Origin of the sequence: Pantoea sp. GM01 (assembly GCF_000282675.1) — a bacterium.
Classification (GTDB): Bacteria; Pseudomonadota; Gammaproteobacteria; order Enterobacterales; family Enterobacteriaceae; genus Pantoea; species Pantoea nemavictus.
On the sequence record NZ_AKIU01000055.1, the window covers coordinates 181,019 to 206,142 of the forward strand.

The following is a 25,124-nucleotide window of genomic DNA, read 5'->3' on the forward strand; positions in this document are numbered from 1 at the left end:
CCTAAAATTTTAGGCAGTTGCTAACTCATTCTATTGTATGATTTTTCATGGCAAATTGAGGAATTCGTGATGAGCATAGGCATAGCATCTCCCAAGCATGCCGATTACAATCCTTACTTGGTTTTTGCGAACGGCATTCCGAATTTTTGATGGCACATAACATGATACATAATGATAAAAGCTGGATCGGTGATCTGCTTGGCGGTTCACTTATGAGCCGTGAAAGCAGGGTCATTGCTGAATTGTTGCTCAATGAGCCTGACGAAGCCATGTGGCAAGCACAAATCATTGATGAAAATATTTTACAAGCTTCTTCCGCCAAAACGGCAAGTCGCTATGCCCGAACGCTAAAATTGCGATTAATGACCCTTGATAAACAGGCCTTAGAACTTATAGCCAATGGCAGTGAGAGTGAGCGTTTACAACTCTTACTGACAGCCTTGATGCTTCAATCACCAGTAGTTACTGATTTTATCGCTACAGTTCTCAACCCTGCACGTCAAGAGTTTAAAGACAGGTTACCAGGGAATTGCTGGGATACCTTTGTAGAAGAAAATCAACGTCAGCATCCAGAGCTAACTCATTTCTCTGATTCATCAATACAAAAAATGGGAAGCAACCTAATCAAGTCTCTGGCTGAGGCTGGTTATCTAGATACTCCACGCCGACGCCACTTACAGACCATATTTCTACTACCCGAAGTAGCTGCAACATTACATCGTTTGAAAAAGGCTGACTTAATACCAGTGCTGGAGGGTAGAGCGTGAGCGATCCAGTTCTGACTTATCGCTTGAAACAACTCGAAGAACGAATTAGCGATGACCGTTTTTTAAAAAACCAGGGCTCCGGTAATGAGATTGGCTTCTGGATTTTTGATTATCCGGCACAGCAGGAGCTACAGGTTCGTGATTACCTGACGTTTCTTTTTAAGAAACTAGAAAAAAAATACACATTTACCAAGTTGAATATTTTTCAGGTCATCATCGACATGCTGGAAGAACGTAAGCTATTCGAGCGTATCTGCCAGCGTGAACCTGAACTTGGGCTGGAAACACTGAAAAAGCATCTGGCTGCACCACTCAGCCAGAAAAAAATCGCTGAATATATTGCTCGTACGGTAGACCTTCCCTCGCAACAATTTGTCGTTCTAACTGGGCTCGGCAACGCCTGGCCGTTGGTGCGCGGGCATGAACTTATGAGTGCTTTACAGGATGTAATGGGTTTTACGCCACTGCTGATGTTCTATCCTGGCAATTACAGTGGATATGACCTCTCTCCGCTAGCTGGCATTAACTCCCGTAACTATTACCGAGCCTTCAGACTGGTACCCGAAACCGGTCCTGCGGCGACTTTGAACCCTCGTTAAAAGACGACAGCAATGAATATTGAACAGATTTTCGAAAAAACGCTAAAACGTAATATTAACGGCGTGGTTAAAGCCGAGCAGACGGATGATGAAAGTGCCTGGGTTGAACTGGATGAGTATGTCATTACCCGTGAGCTGGACGGCCATCTACGCCAGTTTTTTGAGGTGTATGCTCCCGCCACAGGCCCCGGTCGGTTGCAACTTGCCGATAAGATGGGGGTTTGGGTTTCCGGCTTCTTTGGCTCTGGTAAATCTCACTTCATTAAAATCCTTTCTTATTTGTTGGCGAACCGCGAGGTCAGCCACAATGGGGTAACACGCAATGCGCTCTCTTTCTTTGAAGAGAAAATCGACGACGCATTGTTATTGGCCGATATTCGCAAAGCGGTTCAACATCCGACCGATGTGGTGCTGTTCAATATTGATTCGCGCGCAAACGTTGAAGATGGCGTTGATGCGATCCTAAAAGTTTTCCTGAAAGTCTTTAACGAGCTTGCTGGTTATTGCGGGGACTTCCCGCACATTGCACACCTGGAGCGTGAGCTCGATAAACGCGGTCAGTTTGATACGTTTAAAGCCGCCTTTGCCGACATTACCGGTTCTCATTGGGAGGATGAACGCGATGTTTATCTGATGATCAACGATCAGATGGCAAAAGCATTAAGCATCGCTACCAAACAAAGTGAGGAGTCCTCTCGCCAGTGGATCGAACAACTGGATAAGAACTTCCCGCTGGATATTAAGAACTTCTGTACGTGGGTGAAAGAGTGGCTCGACATCCAGGGCAACCGTAACATTCTGTTTATGGTCGATGAGGTTGGTCAGTTCATTGGCAAAGATGCTCAGATGATGCTGAAACTGCAAACTATCACTGAAAACCTGGGCGTTATCTGCGGTGGTCGCGCATGGGTGATTGTGACGTCTCAGGCTGACATCAATGCCGCGATTGGCGGTATGAGTAGCCGCGATGGTCAGGACTTTTCCAAAATTCAGGGACGCTTCTCCACTCGCTTGCAGCTCTCCAGTTCCAATACTTCAGAAGTTATCCAGAAACGACTATTGGTGAAAACCGACGTGGCAAAACCGGCTCTGGAAGCCGTCTGGCAGGAAAAAGGCGACATTCTACGTAACCAGTTGGCGTTCGACACAACAACCACAGCCACACTGCGTGCTTACTCCAACAGCAAAGAATTCGTTGATAACTATCCGTTTGTGCCATGGCAGTACCAGATCCTACAAAAGGTCTTTGAATCGATCCGTACCAAAGGGGCTGCGGGTAAGCAGCTGGCAATGGGGGAACGCTCTCTGCTGGATGCCTTCCAGTCTGCTGCAGTCCAGATTTCTGCCGATGGCCTGGATAGTCTCGTACCATTTTGGCGCTTCTACTCCGCGATTGAGAGCTTCCTGGAGCCAGCGGTTAGCCGCACCATCATTCAGGCCTGCCAGTCTCCGTCACTGACGGAATTTGACGGCAAGCTGTTAAAAACACTGTTTCTGATCCGCTACGTCGACGTACTGAAAAGCACGTTGGATAACCTTGTCACGCTTTCCATTGATCGTATTGATACTGATAAAGTGGAACTCCGTCGTCAGATTGAAGCCAGCCTTAATCGTCTACAGGCAGAAATGCTGATCTCACGTATTGATGACAAATTCGTTTTCCTCACCAATGAAGAAAAAGAGATCGAAAACGAAATCCGCAATATCGACATTGAGTTCACCACCATCAATAAACAGCTCTCGACTATCATTTTTGACGAGATCCTGAAGAATAAAAAGTACCGTTATCCGGCGAACAAGCAGGATTTTGATATCAGTCGTTTCTGTAACGGACACCCGCTGGATGGCGCGAACCTCAACGATCTGGTGGTTAAAGTTCTCACGCCGCTGGATTCGAACTACGAAAGCTATAGAAGTGCACATTCCAACAGTCTGCTGATGACGGACAGTAAAGACTGCATTCTGATTTGTCTGCCTGATGAAGCTCGTACCTGGCAAGACCTGACCATGTATGCGCAGACCAAAGCCTTCCTCAGCAAGCAGAGTGGCCAGCGCCCGGAACAGGCAACGTTGTTGGCGGAAAAAGGCCGTGAAAATGGCATGCGCGAAAAAACGCTGAAAACGCAGCTTGAAGCCCTTCTGGCGCAGGCCGATGTCTGGGCGTTGGGGGAACGGCAGGATAAAAAATCCTCCTCGCCATCGACAATTGTTGATGCCGCCTGCAGCTATGTGATCGAAAACAGTTTCTCCAAACTGAAAATGTTGCGTCTCAGTACTGGGGATGTGAACCGTGAAACCCATGCGTTGCTAACGGTAGAAAATGACACCCAGCTTGATTTGGGGGAAATGGAAGAGTCTAACCCAGAGGCGATGCGTGAAGTGGATAACTGGATCAGTATGAGTATTGAGACTCATAAGCCAGTTTACCTGCGGGATATACTTACCACTTTTGGCCGTCGCCCATTTGGTTGGCCGGAAGATGAAGTCAAATTGCTGGTTGCCCGACTAGCACGCAGCGGTAAATACAGCTTCACTCTGCAAGGCAGTGAAATCGCACTGAAGCAGGCATGGGAGGCGTTCAATAATTCACGTCGCTACAGCGATTTACGGCTGCTTAAAATTCGTCGCCATGACGAAGCACAGTTAACCAAAGCCGCGCAGTTGATGGCCGGCATTGCCGGGGAACCCTTCAACGAGCGTGAAGAGCAGTCGCTGGTATCCCACATTCGCGAATTGTTTGGCCGTTGGAAGAGTGAACTGACTGTTTTTAAAACCAGATCCGAGAGCGGGCAAAATCCCGGTCGTAAAGAGATTGAAGAAGGTCTGGCGCTGCTGAACGGGATTCTCAGTGAGAAAGAAGAGTATGCCGTTATTGAAAAAGTTATCGCGGCGACTGAAGACCTCGAAGATTTTGCAGAAGACTGGGACGATCTGGTCAGTTTCTACAAGAACCAGTATGCGACCTGGCAACGTCTGAGTGCCGCATTGAACGGCAGTTTTAAAGCTAACCGTAATGCGCTGGAAAAAGACGATACTGCCCAAAATACACTTCGGGAACTGGAAGCTATCTACGGAAAGCCGCGACCTTACGGTGAACTGCATCGTATTATCCCGCTGATTGAAACCGTTGAGTCTGTTAACCAGCGTCTGGTGGAAGAATACCGCAACCATGCGCTTATGCAGATGACCAACCACATTGAAGAGCTGAAGCAGAGCATGCAGGAGATGCACGTTCCTGCTGATTTGCAGCATACGCTCTTGCATCCAATGCAACAGTCGCGCAAAAAAGTGGAACAAAATGGTCTAATCCCGCAAATCATGGACGAACAGTCTGAGGTACGTGCGCTTTTGCTTAAAGCGAATGAGCGCCTGAATGCCTGGGTTGAAGAGCAGCGTAAAAAGGAACCAAAACCAGAGCCTGCACCGGGAGGCGCAGTACTGCCTACTGAACCCAAACCGAAGCTTAAAAAAACCATCTACGTGAATACGCGTAAAACGATGGAACGAGCAGCGGGTGTCACAACGCTGGATAACGCCGAACAGGTCGACAAAGCGCTGGAACAGCTGCGTAAAACGCTGATGGATGCCATTAACGCAGGCGAACGCGTACAGCTTCAGTAATCCCCTCATTTTCAGGGCAGATGCTGTCTGCCCTATTCAGGACTTCACATGAATACGTCAAACATCAAAAAATACGCCCCAGTGGCACGTAAACAGTTCCGCGATGCGGTTATGCAAAAATTGACTACTCTGGGCATTGAAGCAGATAAAAAAGGCAATCTGCAAATTTCGCAGGCAACAGATCTTGGCGACAGCGTGCGATACGGTCAGTTCACGCTGGAAAAATCACTAACTGCGCGTCGTGAACGTCTGGTTAAACGTGCAGAAAAGCAGGACTACGACGTGCTGGTGGAGCACATAGCTTACACTTGGTTTAACCGCTTCTGCGCCATCCGTTATATGGAGCTGCACGGCTATCTTGATCACGGCTTCCGCATGCTGTCTCACCCGACGCTGGAAGGCGGTTTTGAGGTACTGGATCATGTGCCGGAAGTAGCGGATGCTCTTGGGCTGGACAAAGCACGCTTGGTCGAGATGAAGCTGGCGGGCGATTGTGATGAAGAGCTGTACCGTGAACTGTTGCTTGCACAATGCCATACCCTTCAGGGCGCTATGCCCTTCTTGTTCGAAGCTGTCAACGATGATATCGAGCTGGCGCTCCCGGATAACCTGACCCGTACCGACTCTATTCTGCGTGGGCTGGTAGACACCATCCCGGAAGAAGACTGGGCGCATGTAGAAGTGATCGGCTGGCTGTATCAGTTCTATATTTCACAGAAGAAAGCTGACGTGATCGGTGAGGTGGTCAGGAGCGAAGATATTCCTGCCGCAACCCAGCTGTTTACCCCGAACTGGATTGTGCAGTATCTGGTGCAGAACTCGGTGGGCCGCCAGTGGCTGCAAACCTATCCGGATTCAGCGCTCAGAGTCAAAATGCCGTACTACATTGAGCCTGCGGAACAGACGCCAAATGCACAGGCCCAGTTGGCAGATACCCCCCCATCTAGCATTGAACCAGAAAGCATTAAGGTGCTGGACCCAGCATGCGGATCTGGGCATATCTTGACTGAAACCTATAATTTGCTTAAGGCCATTTATGAAGAGCGCGGCTACCGTACACGGGATATTCCGCGGTTAATTCTGGAAAACAATATTTTTGGCTTGGACATTGATGACCGCGCCGCACAGCTTTCAGGCTTTGCCATGCTGATGCTGGCTCGCCAGGACGATCGCCGCATTCTGGGTCGTGGTGTGCACCTGAATATAGTTTCCCTGCAAGAAAGTAAACTGGATATCGCTGAGTTGTGGACCAAGCTGAATTTCAACCAGCAAGTGCAGCGAGGCAGCATGGGGGATATGTTTGCTGAAGGAGCCACACTGGCCAATGCCGACAGCGCGGAATATTCGCTGCTGATGCGAACGCTGGCGCTTTTCACCAATGCAAAAACGCTGGGGTCGCTGATTCAGGTGCCGCATGAAGATGAAGCGGCGCTGAAAGCATTCCTAGATGGACTATATCCACTGGCTAACGAAGGTGACATTCAGCAGAAAGAAGCGGCGGCGGAGCTGATTCCGTATATCCAGCAGGCATGGATTTTGGCCCAGCGCTATAATGCAGTGATAGCGAACCCGCCGTATCTTGATCTAGGGAATATGAACCCGGCCTTAAAAACGTGGCTGGAACTTAAATCACCGATGACAAAACAGAATCTTGACATCTGTTTTTTAAATACGGCTCTTCATTTGAGTAAGCCCTGTGGCCGGAGTGCACTGATTACCCAAAGAAGCTGGATGTTCCTCTCCAGAATGGAAGAGTTCAGAATACAAAAACTAAAATCAGATACGCTTGAAAGCATGATTTACCTTGGCCCTCGGGCTTTCCCCGAAATCGATGGGGAGAAAGTACAAACCACGGCTTTTGTTTTTTGTAAAAATAAGCCAAACGATTATTTGACTACATTTTTTAACTTAACCGATGAAATGGGTGAAAAAAAGGCGGATGACCTTCTGAAAGCGAAAGGTAAATACATAAAATGCGTCAACGATTTTATTAGTCTTCCTGGCTTCCCTCTGGCCTTCTGGGCATCTGAAAAACTGATTTCAACATTTTCCTACGGTGAAGGCTTAGGAGAAATTGTTGAAATCAGAGTTGGTTTAGACACTGGGAATAATGACATATTTATTCGCTCGTGGTTTGAGGTGTCAACACAAAAAATTGGAGTTAATTTTAAAACGCACAATGACTTCCTGAAAAACAAGAAAAAATGGGTGTTCCACGCTAAGGGTGGGACATACAGAAAATGGTACGGTAATATAGTTGATGTTTTATCTTTTGATCAAGATTCCTATAACAGGCTATTAAATCAGGGCAACAAACTCCCCTCCAGAAATTACTATTTCAAAAAAGGATTATTCTATTCCAGAGTCAGCTCAAATGAATTATCAATTCGAGAACTCCCTGTGGGAATGGTCTTTAATTCAGCAAGTCCATCTATTTTTTCTGATAATGAAAACGACTTAAACTTTACGCATGCATTACTTAACTCTAGCTCAGTAAATGCAATACTGGAGTGTCTGAGCCCTACATTAAACTTCCAGGCTGGAGAGTTAAGAAAAATACCAATTTTCAAAGAGATAGACAATGACTTCATCAATCAGAACACATCTCAACTGGTTGATATATCTAGGAACGACTGGAACGCCAAAGAAGTCTCTTTTAACTTCATTGCCAGTCCGCTCGTTAACAATGAACTCTCGATTAAATCCGCCTTCCTGAAATACAATGAGGAGTGTGAATTGAATACAGAGATGATGAGAAAGTTAGAAGAGAAAAACAACCACTATTTTGCGCAAGCTTTAGGTCTTTCCAGTAACATCGTGAGCAATGTCCCTGTAGAGAAAATCTCATTGTCAGGGAATATTCATTATCTTTATAAATCCACCGCTGACAAAAATGATTTATTTAGATCGGAAACGCTCTCAGAATTTATCAGTTACGCATTAGGCGTTATGATGGGCCGCTATTCGCTCGATCGCGATGGCCTAGTCTACGCCCATGAAGGGAACATAGGCTTTGCCGAATTAGTCGCCGAAGGTGCCTACAAAACATTCCCTGCCGATGAAGACGGCATCCTGCCATTAATGGACACTGATTGGTTCGACGATGATGTCACCGCTCGCGTAAAAGAGTTTGTCCACACCGTCTGGGGTGAAGAGCATCTGCAGGAAAACCTCGATTTTATCGCCGAAAGCCTCTATTTGTACGCTATTAAGCCGAAAAAAGGCGAATCTTCACTCGATACCATTCGCCGCTATCTTTCCACTCAGTTCTGGAAAGACCATATGAAGATGTACAAGAAACGCCCTATTTACTGGCTGTTCAGCTCCGGTAAAGAGAAAGCGTTTGAGTGCCTAGTGTATCTGCACCGTTATAATGAAGGCACGCTGTCGCGTATGCGTACCGAATACGTAGTTCCGCTGCTGGCGCGCTATCAGGGCAATATCGATTTGGTTAACGATCAGCTTAAGAGTGCAGAATCAGGTGCTGCCACTACCCGCCTCAAAAAGGAGCTGGATGGTCTGACTAAAAAATTCAATGAGCTACGTAGCTTCGACGACCGCTTACGGCACTATGCTGATAGACGTATCACTATTTATCTGGATGACGGCGTAAAGGTTAACTATGGCAAATTTGGCGATCTGCTGGCCGATGTGAAGGCTATTACCGGTAGCGCACCTGAGGAAATCTGATGAAAATAGCGGCGATTTATACGCAGAGTGTTGGCCCGTTGGGAGATGCGGAAATCAGCTTCAAAAACGACTGGACGGGAGAGGTGGAGGAGCATGTTCTCCTCACCGGCCCGAATGGCTGTGGTAAATCGACGCTGCTTCGCGGTACTGCTCTGCTATGGGAGGCTTTTGGATACTGGCTGGACCGCCGGCAATCGCTACCCACAAGTCACATAGCCAGAAAATGGTTTGATCGTTGGGGTGCATTTGCTGTTCTTTTCAGCGAACTGAAATGTTCAAATTATTCTCCAGCAAGTTTTGGCTTTTTTTTCGGTGATGAGGCTTTTGTTCAAAAATTGCTTTTGCAGCACGCTGGAGTCAGTTGGATCGGTGAAATCACTGGGGAAAAAAAGAAGAATCAACTGGTGTTCAACAGTGGCTTTGTCAATGATTATAGCTTGGATGAGTGGTTGCAAATGCTGTCTGTTACCCGCTCAAAGGTTGTGCTAGGCATGCTTAAAACGGATATGGATTTGTCCGTTCCTAATATTATCTATCTTGACGCAGAAGAGCGTCGCTGGATCGCACCAAAACGGAATGTATCCTCGTTAGCACCGGATGATCTCAATAAGAACTGGTTAGCAAAGTATGTTGTGACCGATGATTGGAAAGACCAGCTGGAATCTTCGTTGTTTAATATGAAGGCAACCTTACCAGAAGCCTATCCTGAGATGGTGGCAACACTGAATCAGTTCCTTTCAGGTAAACGTATTGAACCTGAAATTCCGCCCGGTGGCAGACCCTTAATCATTATGTCAAATGGACAAAAACTTCTGTTTGATGACCTGAGCTCAGGAGAACATCAGGTTCTGATCATGCTATTTACAGTACAGCGCTGGCTTATGCCTGGCGGGATAGTGCTCATTGATGAGCCAGATCTGCATCTGCACCCGTCCCTGATTATGCCTCTGCTTGCGATACTGGAAAATATCGTTAAGCAGCGGCAAGGGCAGTTGATTCTGACTTCACATGCTACGGAAGTGTGGGAGCGATATGAAACTCTGGGGATGAGAAATGAACTGAGCCGACTCAAGGACGATGCAAATGGCAAAGATTGATAGGTTAATCCAGCAAATCAAAGAGCGTGATCTCGGTGCGCTTCCTGAAAAACAAGTCTTGATACTGGAAGGTAAAGATGACGTAGCCGCATTCAGGATGTGGTTAACCAGACACAATGCGAACTGGGAGCAACAATGGGTATTGGCTGAAGCGGGCAAAAAACAGAATGTTCTAGAAATTCTCGCATTAGAAAATACCTGGTATGGCCTTATTGATCGAGATGAATGGCCTGAAGATAAGATTATGCAGCTAGAGCAAGAACATTCTAACCTTATGTTTCTACCCAGGTTCTGTATTGAGAGCTACCTGGTCAATCCTTCTGAAATCTGGCAGGCGTTACAACCAGAACATCAAGCACTTATTGAAGGTGGGGAGCCCGCTTTCACGAGTTTGTTTGAGCAAGAAGTACAACGTTGGTTCAACCATGCGGCAATTTGGTATGTTATTAATCCTCTTTGGGAAAGGCTTCGTGCAGCCGGCTTTAATTCAGCTTTGCTTGATGTGGATACGGTACGACAAGATGCAGAGGTTGAGCGAATCTTAAGTTCATGGGGTACGTTAATTGATCCTGCTAACCTTGCGCAGCATATACGACAGCGTAAGGAGCACATCGAACGTGTTTCTTTATCAGAACAACTGACTATCTGCATTCACGGCAAACTTTTCTTTGAACAGTTTGTTGATCCCCTCCTGACGAGGTTCTTAGGGCAGCAGCGTAGGGAACAGCGCCAAAGGGATCTGTTCAGTACACTTCCAGTTCCGAATGACTTATCCCCAATTTTGACAAGAATGGGTTTATAAATTGCAAAGCAAAGAATTAATTGCCGGACTTACTGACAAGTTCTTACATCACCGCATCGTCTTTTGGCACGACCCGGAGCAACGCTTCATCGATTCACTCAATGAGCTGGATCTCGACAATTTCATGCTGCTGGATATGCGCGGCGTTTCTGTGCTCGCCACAAAAAAAAGAATCGAAATCGACGAGCCAACACAGAAATTTTTACTCTATTTTACCAATGACGTTCCTGCTCGTGAGCAGGACTGGCTTCTAGACATCCGCCTCTATAGCACCGAATTCCATGCTGATTATGCTGCGATCACACTGAACTCATTGGGTATCCCACAGCTAGGGTTACGTGAACATATTCAGCTTCGCAAAGCCTTCTTTACCGTCAAACGTACCCAGTTACTTAAAGGCTGGGTCACCGAACGCGAGACAGAAAAATCCCTCGATAAAAAGATGCTAGCAGTGGTGGCCGGAGCCAGCACCTTTGAAACCAAAGAGATCCTTTTTGCTCTTATCCAGCAGTTCGTTGCCGCAAGTCAGCAGGATGATAGTACTCTGGAGAATACTTTTGCTGTGCTGAAAAAGCTGGGGCTGGATAAGGTCCTCTGGGAAGTCCTTAGTCTAGAACTGGGTTATCAGGTAGAAGTGACGACGCTGGAAAATCTACTGCTGAAACTGTTCTGTACCGATCTTTGGGCACAAGGTGATGAAGCGCATCGAGAGTGGTTGAGCAAAAATGTGCTGACTACTGCCGCAGGACGTGCCTCTGCCCTGGCCTTTATGGGGGCATGGCGAAACGATCGTCGCTATAAAGCAGAATACGATTATTGTGCAGCCGATCTCCAGCAGACACTGCAGCCGAAAGAGCATTATAACTACAGCTCGCCGTATGCCCTGGCAAAATGTGACACTTTCGAAGCTATCGAGCAATTGATTATCCGTGGCCTGGTGACTCAACTTCAGGAAGAAAGCACGACCTTGGATAGGGACGCGTTTAAAGCACTGGTGTCAGAGCGTAGTGCGAAATACTGGAGCCAGACCCGCCCGGAATATCTCTCCATTTGGAATGCACTACGCCAGGCTGAGCGCCTGCTGAATCTACGTAATCATTATACTGACGGGTTTAATTTCCCCGATACCGGCGCGTTCTGGAAAGCCTACTGCGACGAAATTTATCGCTTCGATCAGACCTACCGTTTGTTCAATGAATATGCCGCACCGGTGCACAGTAAAGGGGCGATGATCCTCCATGAGCTGGATAAATTCATTGAAGAGCTGTACAGCAACTGGTACCTGGCAGAACTGAGCCGTGGCTGGAACAAACTTCTGGAAGCAGAAAATTGCATGCAAAACTGGCAAATTAGCGGCGTGCCGTTGCAACGTAATTTCTATAAAGAGAATGTGAAACGGCAATTTGACACTTCGCAGGTGAAACGTGTTTTTGTCGTGATTTCAGATGCGTTGCGCTACGAGGTAGCAGAAGAACTGGGTCGACACATCAATCATGAGAAGCACTTCAGTGCCGAACTGCGCTCTCAGGCGGGAGTGTTGCCAAGCTACACACAGCTAGGTATGGCGGCATTGTTACCTCATGAGTCGTTGAGTTATCTGCCTGACAATTCCGGCGTAGTGTATGCCGATGGGATGTCTACCTCAGGGTTTGAAAAACGCGCTGCTATCCTGGCAAAGGTAAATGGTGTTGCGCTGAAAGCGAAGGACTTGCAGAACGCCAACAACCAGGAAGTGAACGATCAAATCCGCAACGCCTCCGTGGTGTATATCTGGCACGACACTATTGATGCCATTGGTGATAAGGCTGCAACAGAAGATAAAACATTTGAGGCCTGCCGAAGTGCCATCACTGAGCTAAAAGATCTGGTCTCACGTTTACGTAACCGATTTAATGCCAGCCGAATTTTTGTCACTGCCGATCATGGGTTCCTGTTCCAACAACAGGCGCTGGTGGAGCAAGATAAAACGAAGCTGGAGAGTAAAGCAGTAAATACGATTGAAGCGAATAAGCGATTCATTATTGGGCATCAGCTGCCTAAAAGTGAATTTTGCTGGCACGGCAAACTGGCAGATACCGCAGGCGCAAGCGATGAAAGTGAATTCCTGTTGCCAAAAGGCGTACAGCGTTTCCACTTTGTAGGTGGAGCGCGTTTCGTTCATGGCGGTGCCATGTTGCAGGAAGTGTGTGTTCCCGTCTTGAAGATTCGCGCGCTTGAGAAAAAAGCAGCAGAGAAACAGCCACAGCGCCAACCAGTGTCAGTTGTTGCACGGGACCACGTAATAAAACTGGTTAACAGTATTGATAAAATCGGCTTCATCCAGACTACGGCGGTGGACGACCTCAATGAACCGCGCACGCTGAATATCTTTATCGTTGATGAAAATAAACAGGTGGTATCCGGAACGGAAACAGTTTGCTTCGACAGTGACAATGACGACATGGGTAAACGTACCCGCGACGTGACCATGAAACTCATGGGCACTGCATTCAATCGTAAAAACAAATATGTTCTGATCCTGGAGAATGCTGACAGCGCAACAGAATATGGCCGCTACCCGATAACAATCGACCTGGCATTCCAGGATGACTTCTTTTAAGTGAGGCGTTATGCAACAGCGGGATAACTCGGCGACCGATATGGAAATGGCCTCTGCTCAGTCTCAGGACCTGGATTCAATGTTGAATCAGCACTTTCGTGGGCGCGTGGTGCGTAAGGACCTGACTAAACAACTTAAAGAAGGGGCGAATGTTCCGGTCTATGTGCTGGAGTATTTACTCGGTATGTACTGTGCATCCGATGACAATGAGGTTGTCGAGCAAGGGCTTCAATCGGTTAAACGTATTCTTTCTGATAACTACGTCCGCCCCGATGAGGCAGAAAAAGTAAAATCGCTGATCCGTGAGCGTGGTTCCTACAAAATTATCGATAAGGTCACAGTAAAGTTAAACCAAAAGAAAGACGTTTACGAAGCCCAATTATCTAACCTCGGCATTAAGGATGCCTTAGTACCATCGCAGATGGTGAAAGATAACGAGAAACTACTAACAGGTGGCATCTGGTGCATGATCACCGTGAACTACTTTTATGAGGAAGGGCAAAAAACATCACCTTTCTCGTTGTTCACTTTGAAACCTATTCAAATGCCAAACATGGACATGGATGAAGTGTTTGAGGCTCGTAAGCAGTTCGACCGAGACCAGTGGATTGATGTGTTATTACGCTCTGTGGGAATGGAACCAGCCAATATTGAACAGCGCACCAAATGGCATCTCATTGCTCGCATGATCCCGTTTGTGGAAAATAACTATAACGTTTGTGAGCTTGGACCTCGCGGCACCGGTAAAAGCCACGTCTACAAGGAATGCTCACCAAATTCATTGCTGGTTTCTGGTGGGCAAACTACGGTAGCCAACCTGTTCTACAACATGGCCAGCCGCCAGATTGGTTTGGTCGGCATGTGGGACGTAGTGGCGTTTGATGAAGTGGCAGGAATTACGTTCAAAGACAAAGACGGCGTGCAGATCATGAAGGACTATATGGCATCAGGTTCGTTCTCTCGCGGACGTGATTCCATTGAAGGTAAAGCCTCCATGGTTTTCGTCGGCAACATCAATCAGAGCGTGGATACCCTAGTAAAAACCAGTCATCTACTGGCACCTTTCCCAGATGCGATGATCGATACTGCATTTTTTGACCGTTTCCACGCCTATATTCCTGGATGGGAAATTCCAAAGATGCGTCCGGAGTTTTTCACTAACCGCTACGGTTTAATTACCGATTATCTTGCCGAATACATGCGAGAAATGCGCAAACGTAGCTTCTCAGACGCGATTGATAAATTTTTCAAGTTGGGAAACAACCTTAACCAACGTGATGTGATTGCTGTACGCCGCACTGTATCTGGCCTGTTAAAGCTAATGCATCCGGATGGGGCCTACGATAAAGAAGATGTACGCGTGTGCCTGGCCTATGCATTAGAGGTTCGTCGTCGTGTTAAAGAACAGCTTAAGAAGCTCGGTGGTCTCGAGTTTTTTGATGTGAATTTCAGCTATATCGATAATGACAGCTTGGAAGAATTTTTCGTTAGTGTGCCTGAACAAGGCGGGAGTGAACTGATCCCGGCAGGTATGCCAAAACCAGGCGTAGTGCATTTGGTTACGCAAGCCGATTCTGGCATGACTGGACTTTATCGGTTCGAAACACAGATGACAGCAGGAAATGGAAAACATGCAGTATCAGGGCTAGGTTCAAACACGGCAGCGAAAGAGTCCATTCGTGTTGGTTTTGATTACTTCAAAGGTAACCTCAGCCGTATCAGCGCTGCGGCAAAATTCTCTGAGCACGAATACCATCTTCATGTGGTGGAACTGCATAGCACGGGTCCCAGTACGACGACCAGCCTGGCTTCATTAATTGCTTTCTGCTCAGTTTTATTAGCAAAACCAGTGCAGGAACAGATGGTCGTGTTGGGAAGTATGACACTAGGTGGCGTGACAAATCCTGTACAGGATCTAGCTGCATGCCTGCAAGTGGCATTCGACAGCGGGGCCAAACGTGTACTGTTGCCTATGTCTTCAGCAATGGATATCCCAACAGTACCTACGGAATTGTTTACCAAGTTCCAGGTAAGTTTTTACGCTGATCCGGTGGACGCAGTGTATAAAGCATTGGGCGTGAATTAAATATATCGAGGAGTGGATTAGACTCCTCATTTTAATAACCCGTCAGTCTTTTCATGTTTATTTTTTCGAACTATATTCATTGATTTTATTCACTTGGAGTGCTCTACGGTTAGATAATAATGAAAATAATTGCAAATGGAATGAACAAACAGTTTTTAGTTCTTTCAACCTCCTCCGTATTTCGAAATTGATGGTGTCGTTACAGCAATAGCCTATGGTGATGATAAAACTACTCTACTTGACCATTGTCTAAAAAACCATCACAGCCTTGAGATTTGGATGCGATACGATCACACTGTCCCTTTATCTCCCTCACTTTTGGCAAAATTTCTTACTAATACAAAAAATAATATCTTCTGTAAACTTGTGCCAGATCGTCTTCAAAGTAAGGTCATCTGGTGGAAAGGTCATGCCGCATATATTAGATCGGCTAACTTAACCGATCGTGCATGACATACAAACATAGAAGCTGGTATTTTATTCAATGAGACTGATTTATATAGTTCTAATCTAATTGAGCAACTTGAGTAATTCTTCGATAACTTAGCGTCCCTTAATTGTTACGTTGATCTTAGTTACGAAATTATTAATGAACAAAGAAAATTATTCAAATAAAATTTGAATAACACAGCTGAAAGGCCTGCTCAGATCAATAGAACATATCTGCCGATTATAGATACTACAAAATAGAGTTATTTTATAAAATAATACTCTATCCATTCAGCCAAGATCATTCAGTATATTACCATGAATACAGAAGGGTTTTCCCCATTGATGCATGCTTTGATTCAGGCAGTTCGAGATGTTTTGAAACCAACGGTGCAAAATGATCCACCCTAACGGTTGAAACTGATCCAGGCGTTAATCTGCTCTCATGAATAATGAGAACCTATAATCACTTTTGAGAGTGGTATAGAAATAAAGATCCTTCATAAACGCGGCATGAATTGCCGGACTATTGCAAAAGAAGCTGATTTACCTTTTACCGGCATTGCAGGAGATGGGTGGATGGGAAAGCATTGAAATGGTACGCCGATATGCTCACCTTGCACCGAACCATTTAACGGAACATGCACGCAAAATTGACTCACTTTTAGGGGGAGACGACACAAATACGACACAAGGAGAAAATCAGGTGGGATTGAAGCTGGCATAAGTCATTGAAAATATTTGGTACGCCCTACAGGATTCGAACCTGTGACCTACGGCTTAGAAGGCCGGTGCTCTATCCAACTGAGCTAAGGGCGCATAGTGATTGGGTCGGATTATACGTCCAGCGGCTCGCGCGTCAACGTTTTTGCCTCCCCCGAGCAGCGGAGTGCTGCCAGATTAACCAAAACCCCTTAATGCCGCTTGCGCCAGTCGCTCAACGACACCAAATTGCCGCCCTGCTCCGTTTCGCCTTCCAGCTCAATCCCTTGCTGGGTGAAGTGCGCATTGTAGTGGTCGCGCAGCGCATGCAGTTCCTGGCTATCCGGTTCCAGCTGGCGCAAGAACCCCAACGCCAGCAACAACTGCTGCCTTGAAATCAACGCTTGAAACCCCGCTCGGCTCAAAATGCCATGCCAGCGCTGCATATTCTCGTCGCTGCCATCAACAATCAGCACCTGCCAAATCAGCAGCACCGCCGCACCATTGTGCAGATGCGTGTCGTTATCGCCCGCGATATAGTCGGTGAACTCTTTTGCCGCCTCTTTGCCCATCAGCGACAACATCGATTCGATATGTACCGGCGGCAGCTGCAACCGTTTATTGAGCGCCTGCACCGCATGGCGCGAGCTGGCCGTCAGCAGCTGAAAACCGACCACGAACACCACCGCCAGCGTGGCGAGAATTAACCAAATCATCACGTCATCCATCTCATTCACTGCCGGGCATCATAAGCGCTAACGCGGGTTGGCGCCACGGCGAAAAATCGGGAAAGCGGCGTAGAGGGCGAATCTCTACCTGACAGCCGCACGCGCTTCTGACAGAATAGGCGCCATCCCCGATTTAACCCTCTACAGATGGATTTCCTCTCTGATGGCAGCAAAAATTATTGACGGTAAAACGATTGCGCAGCAGGTGCGCCTTGAGGTTGCCGAAAAAGTACAGCAGCGTCTGGTGGCCGGTAAACGTGCGCCCGGTTTGGCAGTTGTGCTGGTGGGTGAAAACCCGGCTTCGCAGATCTATGTCGCCAGCAAACGTCGTGCTTGTGATGAAGTGGGCTTCATCTCCCGCTCCTACGATCTGCCGGCCTCCACCAGCGAAGCAGAGCTGCTGGAGCTGATTGATAAGCTGAATAATGACAACGAGATCGACGGCATTCTGGTGCAGCTGCCGCTGCCAGCCGGCATCGATAACGTCAAAGTGCTGGAGCGCATCGTGCCGGACAAAGACGTGGATGGATTCCATCCGTACAACGTCGGTCGTCTGTGCCAGCGCGCGCCAAAGCTGCGTCCATGTACGCCGCGCGGCATCGTCACTTTGCTGGAGCGCTACAATATTGATACTTACGGCCTGAACGCCGTGGTGGTTGGCGCATCGAATATTGTTGGCCGTCCGATGAGCATGGAGCTGCTGCTTGCCGGTTGCACCACCACCGTCACGCACCGTTTCACCAAAGATTTGCGTCATCACGTTGAGCACGCCGATCTGCTGGTGGTGGCGGTCGGTAAGCCGGGCTTTATTCCGGGCGACTGGATCAAGCCGGGCGCGGTGGTGATTGATGTCGGTATCAACCGTCTCGAAAGCGGTAAAGTGGTCGGTGATGTGGAGTTCGAAGCGGCATCTGAACGCGCCTCGTACATCACGCCCGTTCCAGGCGGCGTCGGTCCGATGACGGTCGCGACACTGATCCAAAACACGCTGACCGCGTGCGAAGAATTTCACGACATTGAGGAGGCATAATGGCCAGTTTTTCTCTCGGTAAACATGCCCACGTTGATTTGTGCGACCTGCTGAAACTCGAAGGTTGGGTGCAGAGCGGTGCGCAGGCGAAAGCGGTGATTGCAGAAGGCGAAGTGCGCGTAGATGGCGCAGTGGAAACGCGTAAGCGCTGCAAGATTGTAGAAGGCCAGAAAGTTGAGTTTGCTGGCTTTAAGATTACGGTTGTCGCGTAATGAGGTGATGGTCGCCGTGAATGGCGTCATCACCTAAGGTGCAGTAATTGATACGGTCGCCATGAATGGCGACCCTACAAAAGACGTTCTTCCCCCACCACGCGCGTTTCCCCTTCTATTTGCTCCAGCTCGATATGATTCACCGCCGTATGTTCGGCAATCAGCGTCGCCAGTTTTGGTGAATGGCTGGTGATCCACAGTTGGCTGAACTGGCTGGCTTCGGCGATCAGGCGCGCCAAGGCGGGCAGCAGATCTTCATGCAGGCTGTTTTCCGGTTCATTCAGCGCCATAAACGCCGGCGGACGCGGGCTGAGCAGCGCCACCACCAGGCAAAGAAAACGCAACGTGCCATCCGAAAACTCAGCGCTCTCCAGCGGACGCAAAATCCCGCGCCGCGACATCAGCATCTGAAAGCGCCCGTTCTGCACATCCACGTGAAATTCGGTATCCGGGAAAGCGTCATCCATCACCTGAAACAACAGCTCGTGATGACCGCGCTCGACGATGGTGGCCCACGCCGCCGCCAGATTGCTGCCATCATGGCTCAGCACCGGCGCACGCACGCCAATCTGCGGCGCACGAATCGGCGAACCGGGCCACACGGCAAACTCATGATAAAAGCGCCACTGGCGCAGCCGTTCGCGCACCTGCGAAAGCTCGGGATAGAGATGCGGTTCGCCCAGTTGCCCAAACAGCGACTCTTCCGGATGCAGCACCGCCGGATAACTCACGCGTTCGCCATCAACGTTATGCAGGAAAGCGGTTTGATTAGTGCGTTGCAGGATGCAGGAAGAAGGACGTCGCCGCTGGCCGCTCATCCACAAGCGCTCCTCTTTCACCAGCGGATCGAGGTTGAACATGCTGGTGGCCAATGGCTCAGGAAAACCGACATCGATCTGGTAATCCATGTCGTCCATTACCACCGCCAATGAAAGACGTTTGGGATCGTGGCGCCGATCGCCGCGCCTTAAGCCGCCTGCCCACATCGCTTTCTGAATGCCGCCCTCTTCTGCCAGCGCCAGTGCTAAGCGCCCGCTAGCCGCTTCGTGCAGCAGCCGCACCGCTTTATACAAATTGGATTTGCCGCAGCCGTTGGGTCCGCTCACCACGTTGAGCTGTTGTAGCGGTAGCGTGAGATCGCGCACCGAGCGGAAGCCGTGAATCTGAATCTGTTCAATCGCCATAATAAAAAAGGGCGATTTCTCGCCCTCTCCGGTTATTTGCGTCGCCAGCTGGAACCTTGTGGCCCATCCTCAACGATCACGCCCAACTCGTTAAGCTTATCGCGCGCCACATCCGCCTGCGCCCAATCTTTGGCTGCACGCGCGTCGGAACGGGCTTTCACCCAATGCTCGATCTCCGCCACTTCGTCGTAATTGACCTGCGCACCGCTCTGCAGGAACTGCTCTGGGTCCTGCTGCAGAATGCCGAGTACATTGGCAATCTGGCGCAGTTTCGCCGCCAGCGCATCGGCCGCCGCTTTATCTTCGCTTTTTAGACGATTCACTTCACGCGCCATATCGAACAACACCGAATAGGCTTCCGGCGTGTTGAAGTCGTCATCCATCGCGCTACGGAAACGCGCTTCAAACTCTTCGCCACCCGCCGCCGTGGCGTTGGCGTCGGTGTGACGCAGCGCGGTGTACAGGCGCTCAAGCGCCGCACGCGCCTGATTGAGGTTATCTTCGCCGTAGTTGAGCTGGCTGCGATAGTGGCCCGACATCAGGAAGTAACGCACGGTTTCGGCATCGTAATGCTGCAACACATCGCGCACGGTGAAGAAGTTATCCAGCGATTTCGACATCTTCTCGCGATCAACCATCACCATGCCGGAGTGCATCCAGTAATTCACATACGGACCATCGTGCGCACAGGAGGATTGCGCCACTTCGTTTTCATGGTGCGGGAACATCAGATCCGAGCCGCCGCCGTGAATGTCGAAATGGGTGCCGAGCTGCTTGCAGTTCATCGCCGAGCATTCGATGTGCCAGCCTGGACGGCCGTTGCCCCACGGCGAATTCCACGCCGGTTCGTCGGCTTTGGACATTTTCCACAGCACGAAGTCCATTGGATTGCGCTTCACGTCCGCCACTTCGACGCGCGCACCGGCCTGCAGCTGTTCCAGATCCTGACGCGACAGCACGCCGTAAGCTTTGTCGCTCAGCACGTCGAACATCACATCGCCATTGTCAGCGACGTAAGCGTGATTACGTTCAATCAGCGTGCCGACCAGCTCGATGATCTCATCGATATGGCGCGTGGCGCGCGGCTCCAGATCCGGCGGCAGAATGCCGAGTGCGGCGAAATCGTTATGCATTTCGGCGATCATGCGGTTGGTCAGCGTTTCAATGCTTTCACCGTTTTGATTGGCACGTTTGATGATTTTGTCATCGATGTCGGTGATGTTACGCACATACTTCAGCTGATAGCCCACGTAACGCAGATAACGCGCCACCACGTCGAATGCCACAAAGGTACGCCCATGGCCGATATGACAGAGGTCGTAAACCGTAATACCACACACGTACATACCGATTTCACCGGCATGGATGGGTTTGAATTCCTCTTTCTGTCGACTCAGGGTGTTATAAATCTTTAGCATTGAACGGTTCCGTTTGTTTTACGTGTGCGGGAATAGAACTATCAAAAATCTAGCTGTTTATTGCGTCAGCCGATCGGTTAAGCATGGTATTCAATGACCGCACATTCCGTAGCGGCGCGATTTATCGCGCAATAAATTGCGCCGCTACGATGTCTGCGCTCTGTGTGATCTGTTTTCATCGCTTAACTGACCAACGTCAAGCCGGTTATTGTGCCGTATTTTTCTCAGTTGTGCATCGCTCGGTTGCCAACTGCCGTCCGGTTACTGACGCGTTATTGGAAATTGTGATATAAGAAGCGTCTACAAAAATGCCCCGCCGCCTTGCAGGCGCGGCAGACGACACTGACGACAAACCTGACAGGAAGAAAATAATGGTCACTTTCCAGACGAACCATGGCGATATCGTAATTAAAACCTTCGATGACAAAGCGCCGGCTACCGTGAAGAACTTCCTGGAATACTGCGCGGAAGGTTTTTACGATAACACTATCTTCCATCGCGTAATCAACGGCTTCATGGTTCAGGGCGGCGGTTTTGAGCCTGGCATGAAGCAGAAAGACACCAAAGCCGATATCCGCAACGAAGCGAACAACGGCCTGAAAAACACCAAAGGTACGCTGGCGATGGCGCGTACGCAGGCTCCACACTCGGCCACTGCGCAGTTCTTTATCAACGTAGCAGACAACGACTTCCTGAACTTCCGTGACGAAAGCCTGCAAGGCTGGGGTTACTGCGTGTTCGCTGAAGTGGTTGAAGGCATGGACGTGGTTGAGAAAATCAAAGCGGTGAAAACTGGCCGCAGCGGCATGCATCAGGACGTTCCGGTTGAAGACGTTGTCATCCAGAAAGTGACTATTAGCGAGTAATGTCGCGCACACTGTTTATCGCAGATCTGCATCTGTGCAATGAAGAACCGGCAATTACTGCCGGTTTTCTGCATTTTTTGCAGGGTGAAGCGCGTTCGTGCGATGCGCTTTATATCCTTGGCGATCTGTTTGAAGCCTGGATCGGCGACGACGATCCCAATCCACTGCATCAGCAAATTGCTGCGGCGCTCAAGGCGCTGCCGGTGCCGAAATTCTTCATTCACGGTAATCGCGACTTCCTGCTCGGCCAGCGCTTCGCGCGGGCTTCTGGTATGACGCTGCTGCCGGAAGAGCAGGTGTTGGATCTGTACGGACATCGCGTATTAATCATGCACGGCGACACCCTGTGCACCGACGATGAAGGTTATCAGCGTTTTCGCGCCAAAGTGCATCAGCGCTGGCTGCAGCGTCTGTTCCTTGCTTTGCCGCTGCGCCTGCGCATGCGCATTGCCGCGCGCATGCGTAATGGCAGCAAACAGGCCAATCAGCACAAGTCGGTCAGCATTATGGACGTCAATCAGCACGCCGTTGAGGAAGCGATGACGCGCCACAAGCTGCAGATACTGATTCACGGCCACACGCATCGCCCGGCGATTCATCAGTTCTCGCTGCACGGCGAAAATGCTCAGCGCGCGGTGCTCGGTGCCTGGCATGAGCATGGCTCAATGATTCAGCTTGATGCCAGCGGCGTAAGCCTGATTGAATTTCCCTTCTGACATCCGGGCGTAAATGCCCGTTTTCCGCCTACGCAACCGTTTTCCTTGCTGCCATCTCATGCTATTCTCTGTGCCCTTCTTCGCCTGCCCGCCCGGCCAGGTTCGTTTGCATATTCACAGGAGTTGACCGCATGTCATCCAACGCCACCCCGGCCCGTATCGCCATTGTCATGGGTTCTAAAAGTGACTGGGCTACCATGCAGTTCGCCGAGGAAATTCTTAATAGCCTGGATGTGCCCTTCCACGTTGAAGTGGTCTCAGCTCACCGTACACCCGACAAACTGTTCAGCTTCGCGGAAACCGCCGCCGACAACGGTTTTCAGGTGATTATCGCCGGTGCCGGCGGTGCCGCCCATTTGCCGGGCATGCTGGCCGCCAAAACGCTGGTGCCGGTGCTGGGCGTGCCGGTGCAAAGCGCCGCGCTGAGCGGCGTCGATAGCCTCTACTCCATCGTGCAGATGCCGCGCGGCATTCCAGTGGGAACGCTGGCAATTGGTAAAGCCGGTGCCGCCAACGCTGCCCTGCTGGCGGCGCAGATTCTGGCGATTCACGACAGCGCGCTGTCCGCGCGCATCGCCAACTGGCGTCAAACGCAGACCGATGAAGTGCTGAACAACCCGGATCCGCGGGAGGACGCATGAAGCCGGTTTGCATATTAGGAAACGGTCAGTTAGGCCGCATGCTGCGCCAGGCGGGTGAACCGCTCGGCATCGCGGTCTATCCGGTTGGGTTGGATGCAGAACCCTCTGCGCTGCCGATCGCCGAAAGCGTGATTACCGCCGAGATCGAACGCTGGCCAGAAACCGCGTTAACCCGCGAACTGGCGAGCCATCCGGCGTTTGTGAATCGCGATATTTTCCCGCGTCTGGCCGATCGCCTGACGCAAAAACAGCTGCTGGATCAGTTAAACCTCGCCACCGCGCCGTGGCAGCTGCTGGCGGATAAAGCCGAGTGGCCGCAGGTGTTCAGCTCGCTGGGCGAACTGGCGATTGTGAAGCGTCGTACCGGCGGCTATGACGGCCGCGGACAGTGGCGGTTGCGCGCCAATGAAACCGATGCGCTGCCGGATGAGTGCTACGGCGAATGCATCGTTGAGCAAGGCATTAACTTCAGCGGTGAAGTGTCGCTGGTCGGTGCGCGCGGACACGATGGCAGCACGGTGTTTTATCCGCTGACGCACAACCTGCATCAGGACGGCATTCTGCGCACCAGCGTCGCCTTCCCGCAGGCTGATGCCGCGCAGCAACAGCAGGCGGAAGCGATGCTCAGCGCCATCATGCATGAGCTGAACTACGTCGGCGTGATGGCGATGGAGTGTTTCATTACGCCAGCCGGTTTGCTGATCAACGAACTGGCCCCGCGCGTGCACAACAGCGGTCACTGGACGCAGAATGGCGCGTCCATCAGCCAGTTTGAGCTGCATCTGCGCGCCGTGCTCGGCCTCGCGCTGCCGCAACCGGTGGTGTTTGCGCCGTCGGTGATGGTGAACCTGATCGGCACCGATGTGAATCTGGCGTGGCTGCAACAACCGCTGGTGCATCTGCATTGGTATGACAAAGAGGTGCGCGCCGGCCGCAAGGTGGGGCATCTGAATCTGACCGATAGCGATCACGCGCGTTTGGCGGAAGCCTTAAATGCGCTGGTGCCGCTGCTGCCGGCAGAGTATGCAAGCGGGATTGCATGGGCGGTGGAGAAGCTTTGAGTCACCAGGTCGCCATAAATGGCGACCCTACGAAATCCCAGCTCTGTAAAGGTAAGGTCGCCATTCATGGTGACCGATTCTCGCTTAACTGACGAGCGTTACGCCACCATCTTCATCGCCACATGGCTCCAGCGATTGAGATGCGTAATCTGGAAACCATGCGCCTCAAACAGCGCATTGAGCGACGCTTCCGAATAAATCGTGATGTGCCCATTGCGTGGCGCGATATACCAATCATTCATTCCCAAATGGCTCACTTCATTCGTGGTGCCTGTGCTGAAGAAAAACACCCCGCCCTTTTTCAAAAAGCCTGACACTTCCCCCAGCGTTTTATGCGGATCCGGCGTGTGCTCAAACACTTCAAAACAGGTTATAAATTCAAACGAGTTTAATTGCGGATAGTCACCAGGCACAAACGGATCCCAGGCAACCATATCAATGCCCACTTCCTGCATTAAGCGCGCCAGCGTGCCAGTACCGCCGCCGTAATCCAGCATCTTTTTGCCATGAAACTTTTTAAATAGAGCCAAAATTAGATCGCGGTTTTTGCGCGGGCGTTCGATCTCATAATTGGGATCAAACTCAGCATAGCCTTCGTTGTACACATGCTGCGCATAATCTTCCGGCGTCCAGTCATCAAACGCGTGGGTATACACCAAACCGCAGCTTTGGCATTGATGGTAATAAATCGGCACACCCTTTAGTGGATACACGTAACGACTGGCATTTTGCGCATAACAGGCAGTATTAAAATCGGTGACACCATACAGCGAGGCTTCGCCCTGACACACTTTACAGCACCCGATTTCAACGACGGATTTAACGATGAGTTGAGACGACATGTTTGAGCCTTAAATAAGTCTGGTCTGCTGCTGT

Annotated in this window: 18 protein-coding genes, 1 tRNA gene and 1 pseudogene; 15 read left to right on the plus strand and 5 right to left on the minus strand. The window is 49.8% G+C overall.

What is annotated here, in order from left to right:
- The first annotated feature begins 161 nt into the window (after positions 1–161).
- The 9 genes and pseudogenes from PMI17_RS16895 to PMI17_RS24945 all read left to right on the plus strand — a co-directional run.
- A complete protein-coding gene (locus tag PMI17_RS16895; protein WP_007890761.1) occupies positions 162–767 on the plus strand; it encodes a DUF1819 family protein in 606 nt (201 codons plus the stop codon).
- Positions 764–1,366: a DUF1788 domain-containing protein gene (locus tag PMI17_RS16900; RefSeq protein WP_007890762.1), complete on the plus strand. Its 603-nt coding sequence runs from the start codon at positions 764–766 to the stop codon at positions 1,364–1,366. The genes PMI17_RS16895 and PMI17_RS16900 overlap by 4 nt, the downstream gene beginning before the upstream one ends.
- Positions 1,367–1,378: 12 nt before the next feature.
- Positions 1,379–4,987 carry a BREX system P-loop protein BrxC gene (gene brxC / locus PMI17_RS16905; protein ID WP_007890763.1) on the plus strand — a complete coding sequence of 1,203 codons (3,609 nt, stop codon included), beginning with the start codon at positions 1,379–1,381 and terminating at the stop codon, positions 4,985–4,987.
- 48 nt (positions 4,988–5,035) lie between these two features.
- A complete protein-coding gene (gene pglX / locus PMI17_RS16910; RefSeq protein ID WP_007890764.1) occupies positions 5,036–8,677 on the plus strand; it encodes a BREX-1 system adenine-specific DNA-methyltransferase PglX in 3,642 nt (1,213 codons plus the stop codon).
- On the plus strand, positions 8,677–9,774 hold the full coding sequence (locus PMI17_RS16915; protein WP_007890765.1) for an AAA family ATPase: 1,098 nt from the start codon (positions 8,677–8,679) through the stop codon (positions 9,772–9,774). The genes pglX and PMI17_RS16915 overlap by 1 nt, the downstream gene beginning before the upstream one ends.
- Positions 9,761–10,576 (plus strand): DUF4435 domain-containing protein, encoded by an 816-nt coding sequence (locus PMI17_RS16920; RefSeq protein WP_007890766.1) that lies wholly within the window; start codon positions 9,761–9,763, stop codon positions 10,574–10,576. The genes PMI17_RS16915 and PMI17_RS16920 overlap by 14 nt, the downstream gene beginning before the upstream one ends.
- 1 nt (position 10,577) lies before the next feature.
- On the plus strand, positions 10,578–13,175 hold the full coding sequence (pglZ, locus tag PMI17_RS16925) for a BREX-1 system phosphatase PglZ type A (protein WP_007890767.1): 2,598 nt from the start codon (positions 10,578–10,580) through the stop codon (positions 13,173–13,175).
- A gap of 10 nt (positions 13,176–13,185) precedes the next feature.
- The gene (gene brxL, locus PMI17_RS16930; RefSeq protein WP_007890768.1) at positions 13,186–15,261 is read left to right on the plus strand and encodes a protease Lon-related BREX system protein BrxL; all 2,076 of its coding nucleotides are present in this window, start codon (positions 13,186–13,188) and stop codon (positions 15,259–15,261) included.
- A gap of 982 nt (positions 15,262–16,243) precedes the next feature.
- Positions 16,244–16,417, plus strand: a pseudogene (locus PMI17_RS24945) (integrase); the annotation flags it as partial.
- Positions 16,418–16,432: 15 nt separating this feature from the next.
- Here the strand turns inward: PMI17_RS24945 and PMI17_RS16935 are convergent.
- Positions 16,433–16,509, minus strand: a tRNA-Arg gene (locus PMI17_RS16935).
- Positions 16,510–16,604: 95 nt separating this feature from the next.
- Entirely contained in the window at positions 16,605–17,108 is a 504-nt protein-coding gene (locus PMI17_RS16940) for a DUF1198 family protein (RefSeq protein WP_007890769.1), read from the minus strand.
- Between the two features lie 175 nt (positions 17,109–17,283).
- Here PMI17_RS16940 and folD point away from each other — a divergent pair, with 175 nt between their 5' ends.
- Together folD and ybcJ are read left to right on the plus strand one after the other, a co-directional pair.
- Positions 17,284–18,150: a bifunctional methylenetetrahydrofolate dehydrogenase/methenyltetrahydrofolate cyclohydrolase FolD gene (folD, locus tag PMI17_RS16945; RefSeq protein ID WP_007890770.1), complete on the plus strand. Its 867-nt coding sequence runs from the start codon at positions 17,284–17,286 to the stop codon at positions 18,148–18,150.
- On the plus strand, positions 18,150–18,362 hold the full coding sequence (ybcJ, locus tag PMI17_RS16950; RefSeq protein WP_007890771.1) for a ribosome-associated protein YbcJ: 213 nt from the start codon (positions 18,150–18,152) through the stop codon (positions 18,360–18,362). The genes folD and ybcJ overlap by 1 nt, the downstream gene beginning before the upstream one ends.
- A 74-nt stretch (positions 18,363–18,436) precedes the next feature.
- Here the strand turns inward: ybcJ and PMI17_RS16955 are convergent, their stop codons facing one another.
- Together PMI17_RS16955 and cysS are read right to left on the minus strand one after the other, a co-directional pair.
- On the minus strand, positions 18,437–19,546 hold the full coding sequence (locus PMI17_RS16955) for an AAA family ATPase (protein WP_007890772.1): 1,110 nt from the start codon (positions 19,544–19,546) through the stop codon (positions 18,437–18,439).
- Positions 19,547–19,578: 32 nt separating this feature from the next.
- Positions 19,579–20,964 carry a cysteine--tRNA ligase gene (gene cysS, locus PMI17_RS16960; protein WP_007890773.1) on the minus strand — a complete coding sequence of 462 codons (1,386 nt, stop codon included), beginning with the start codon at positions 20,962–20,964 and terminating at the stop codon, positions 19,579–19,581.
- A gap of 371 nt (positions 20,965–21,335) precedes the next feature.
- Between cysS and ppiB the strand changes: the two genes are divergently transcribed.
- The 4 genes from ppiB to purK all read left to right on the plus strand — a co-directional run bounded on the left by ppiB (position 21,336) and on the right by purK (position 24,248).
- Positions 21,336–21,830: a peptidylprolyl isomerase B gene (gene ppiB, locus PMI17_RS16965; RefSeq protein WP_007890774.1), complete on the plus strand. Its 495-nt coding sequence runs from the start codon at positions 21,336–21,338 to the stop codon at positions 21,828–21,830.
- Positions 21,830–22,546 (plus strand): UDP-2,3-diacylglucosamine diphosphatase, encoded by a 717-nt coding sequence (gene lpxH / locus PMI17_RS16970; RefSeq protein WP_007890775.1) that lies wholly within the window; start codon positions 21,830–21,832, stop codon positions 22,544–22,546. The genes ppiB and lpxH overlap by 1 nt, the downstream gene beginning before the upstream one ends.
- A 131-nt stretch (positions 22,547–22,677) precedes the next feature.
- Positions 22,678–23,187, plus strand: a complete 510-nt coding sequence (gene purE, locus PMI17_RS16975; RefSeq protein WP_007890776.1) for a 5-(carboxyamino)imidazole ribonucleotide mutase — start codon at positions 22,678–22,680, stop codon at positions 23,185–23,187.
- Positions 23,184–24,248, plus strand: coding sequence for a 5-(carboxyamino)imidazole ribonucleotide synthase (gene purK, locus PMI17_RS16980; RefSeq protein WP_007890777.1), 1,065 nt, complete (start codon positions 23,184–23,186; stop codon positions 24,246–24,248). The genes purE and purK overlap by 4 nt, the downstream gene beginning before the upstream one ends.
- 98 nt (positions 24,249–24,346) lie before the next feature.
- Here the strand turns inward: purK and PMI17_RS16985 are convergent, their stop codons facing one another.
- Complete coding sequence (locus PMI17_RS16985) at positions 24,347–25,090, minus strand: class I SAM-dependent methyltransferase (RefSeq protein ID WP_007890778.1); 744 nt, start codon at positions 25,088–25,090, stop codon at positions 24,347–24,349.
- Between the last annotated feature and the right edge of the window lie 34 nt (positions 25,091–25,124).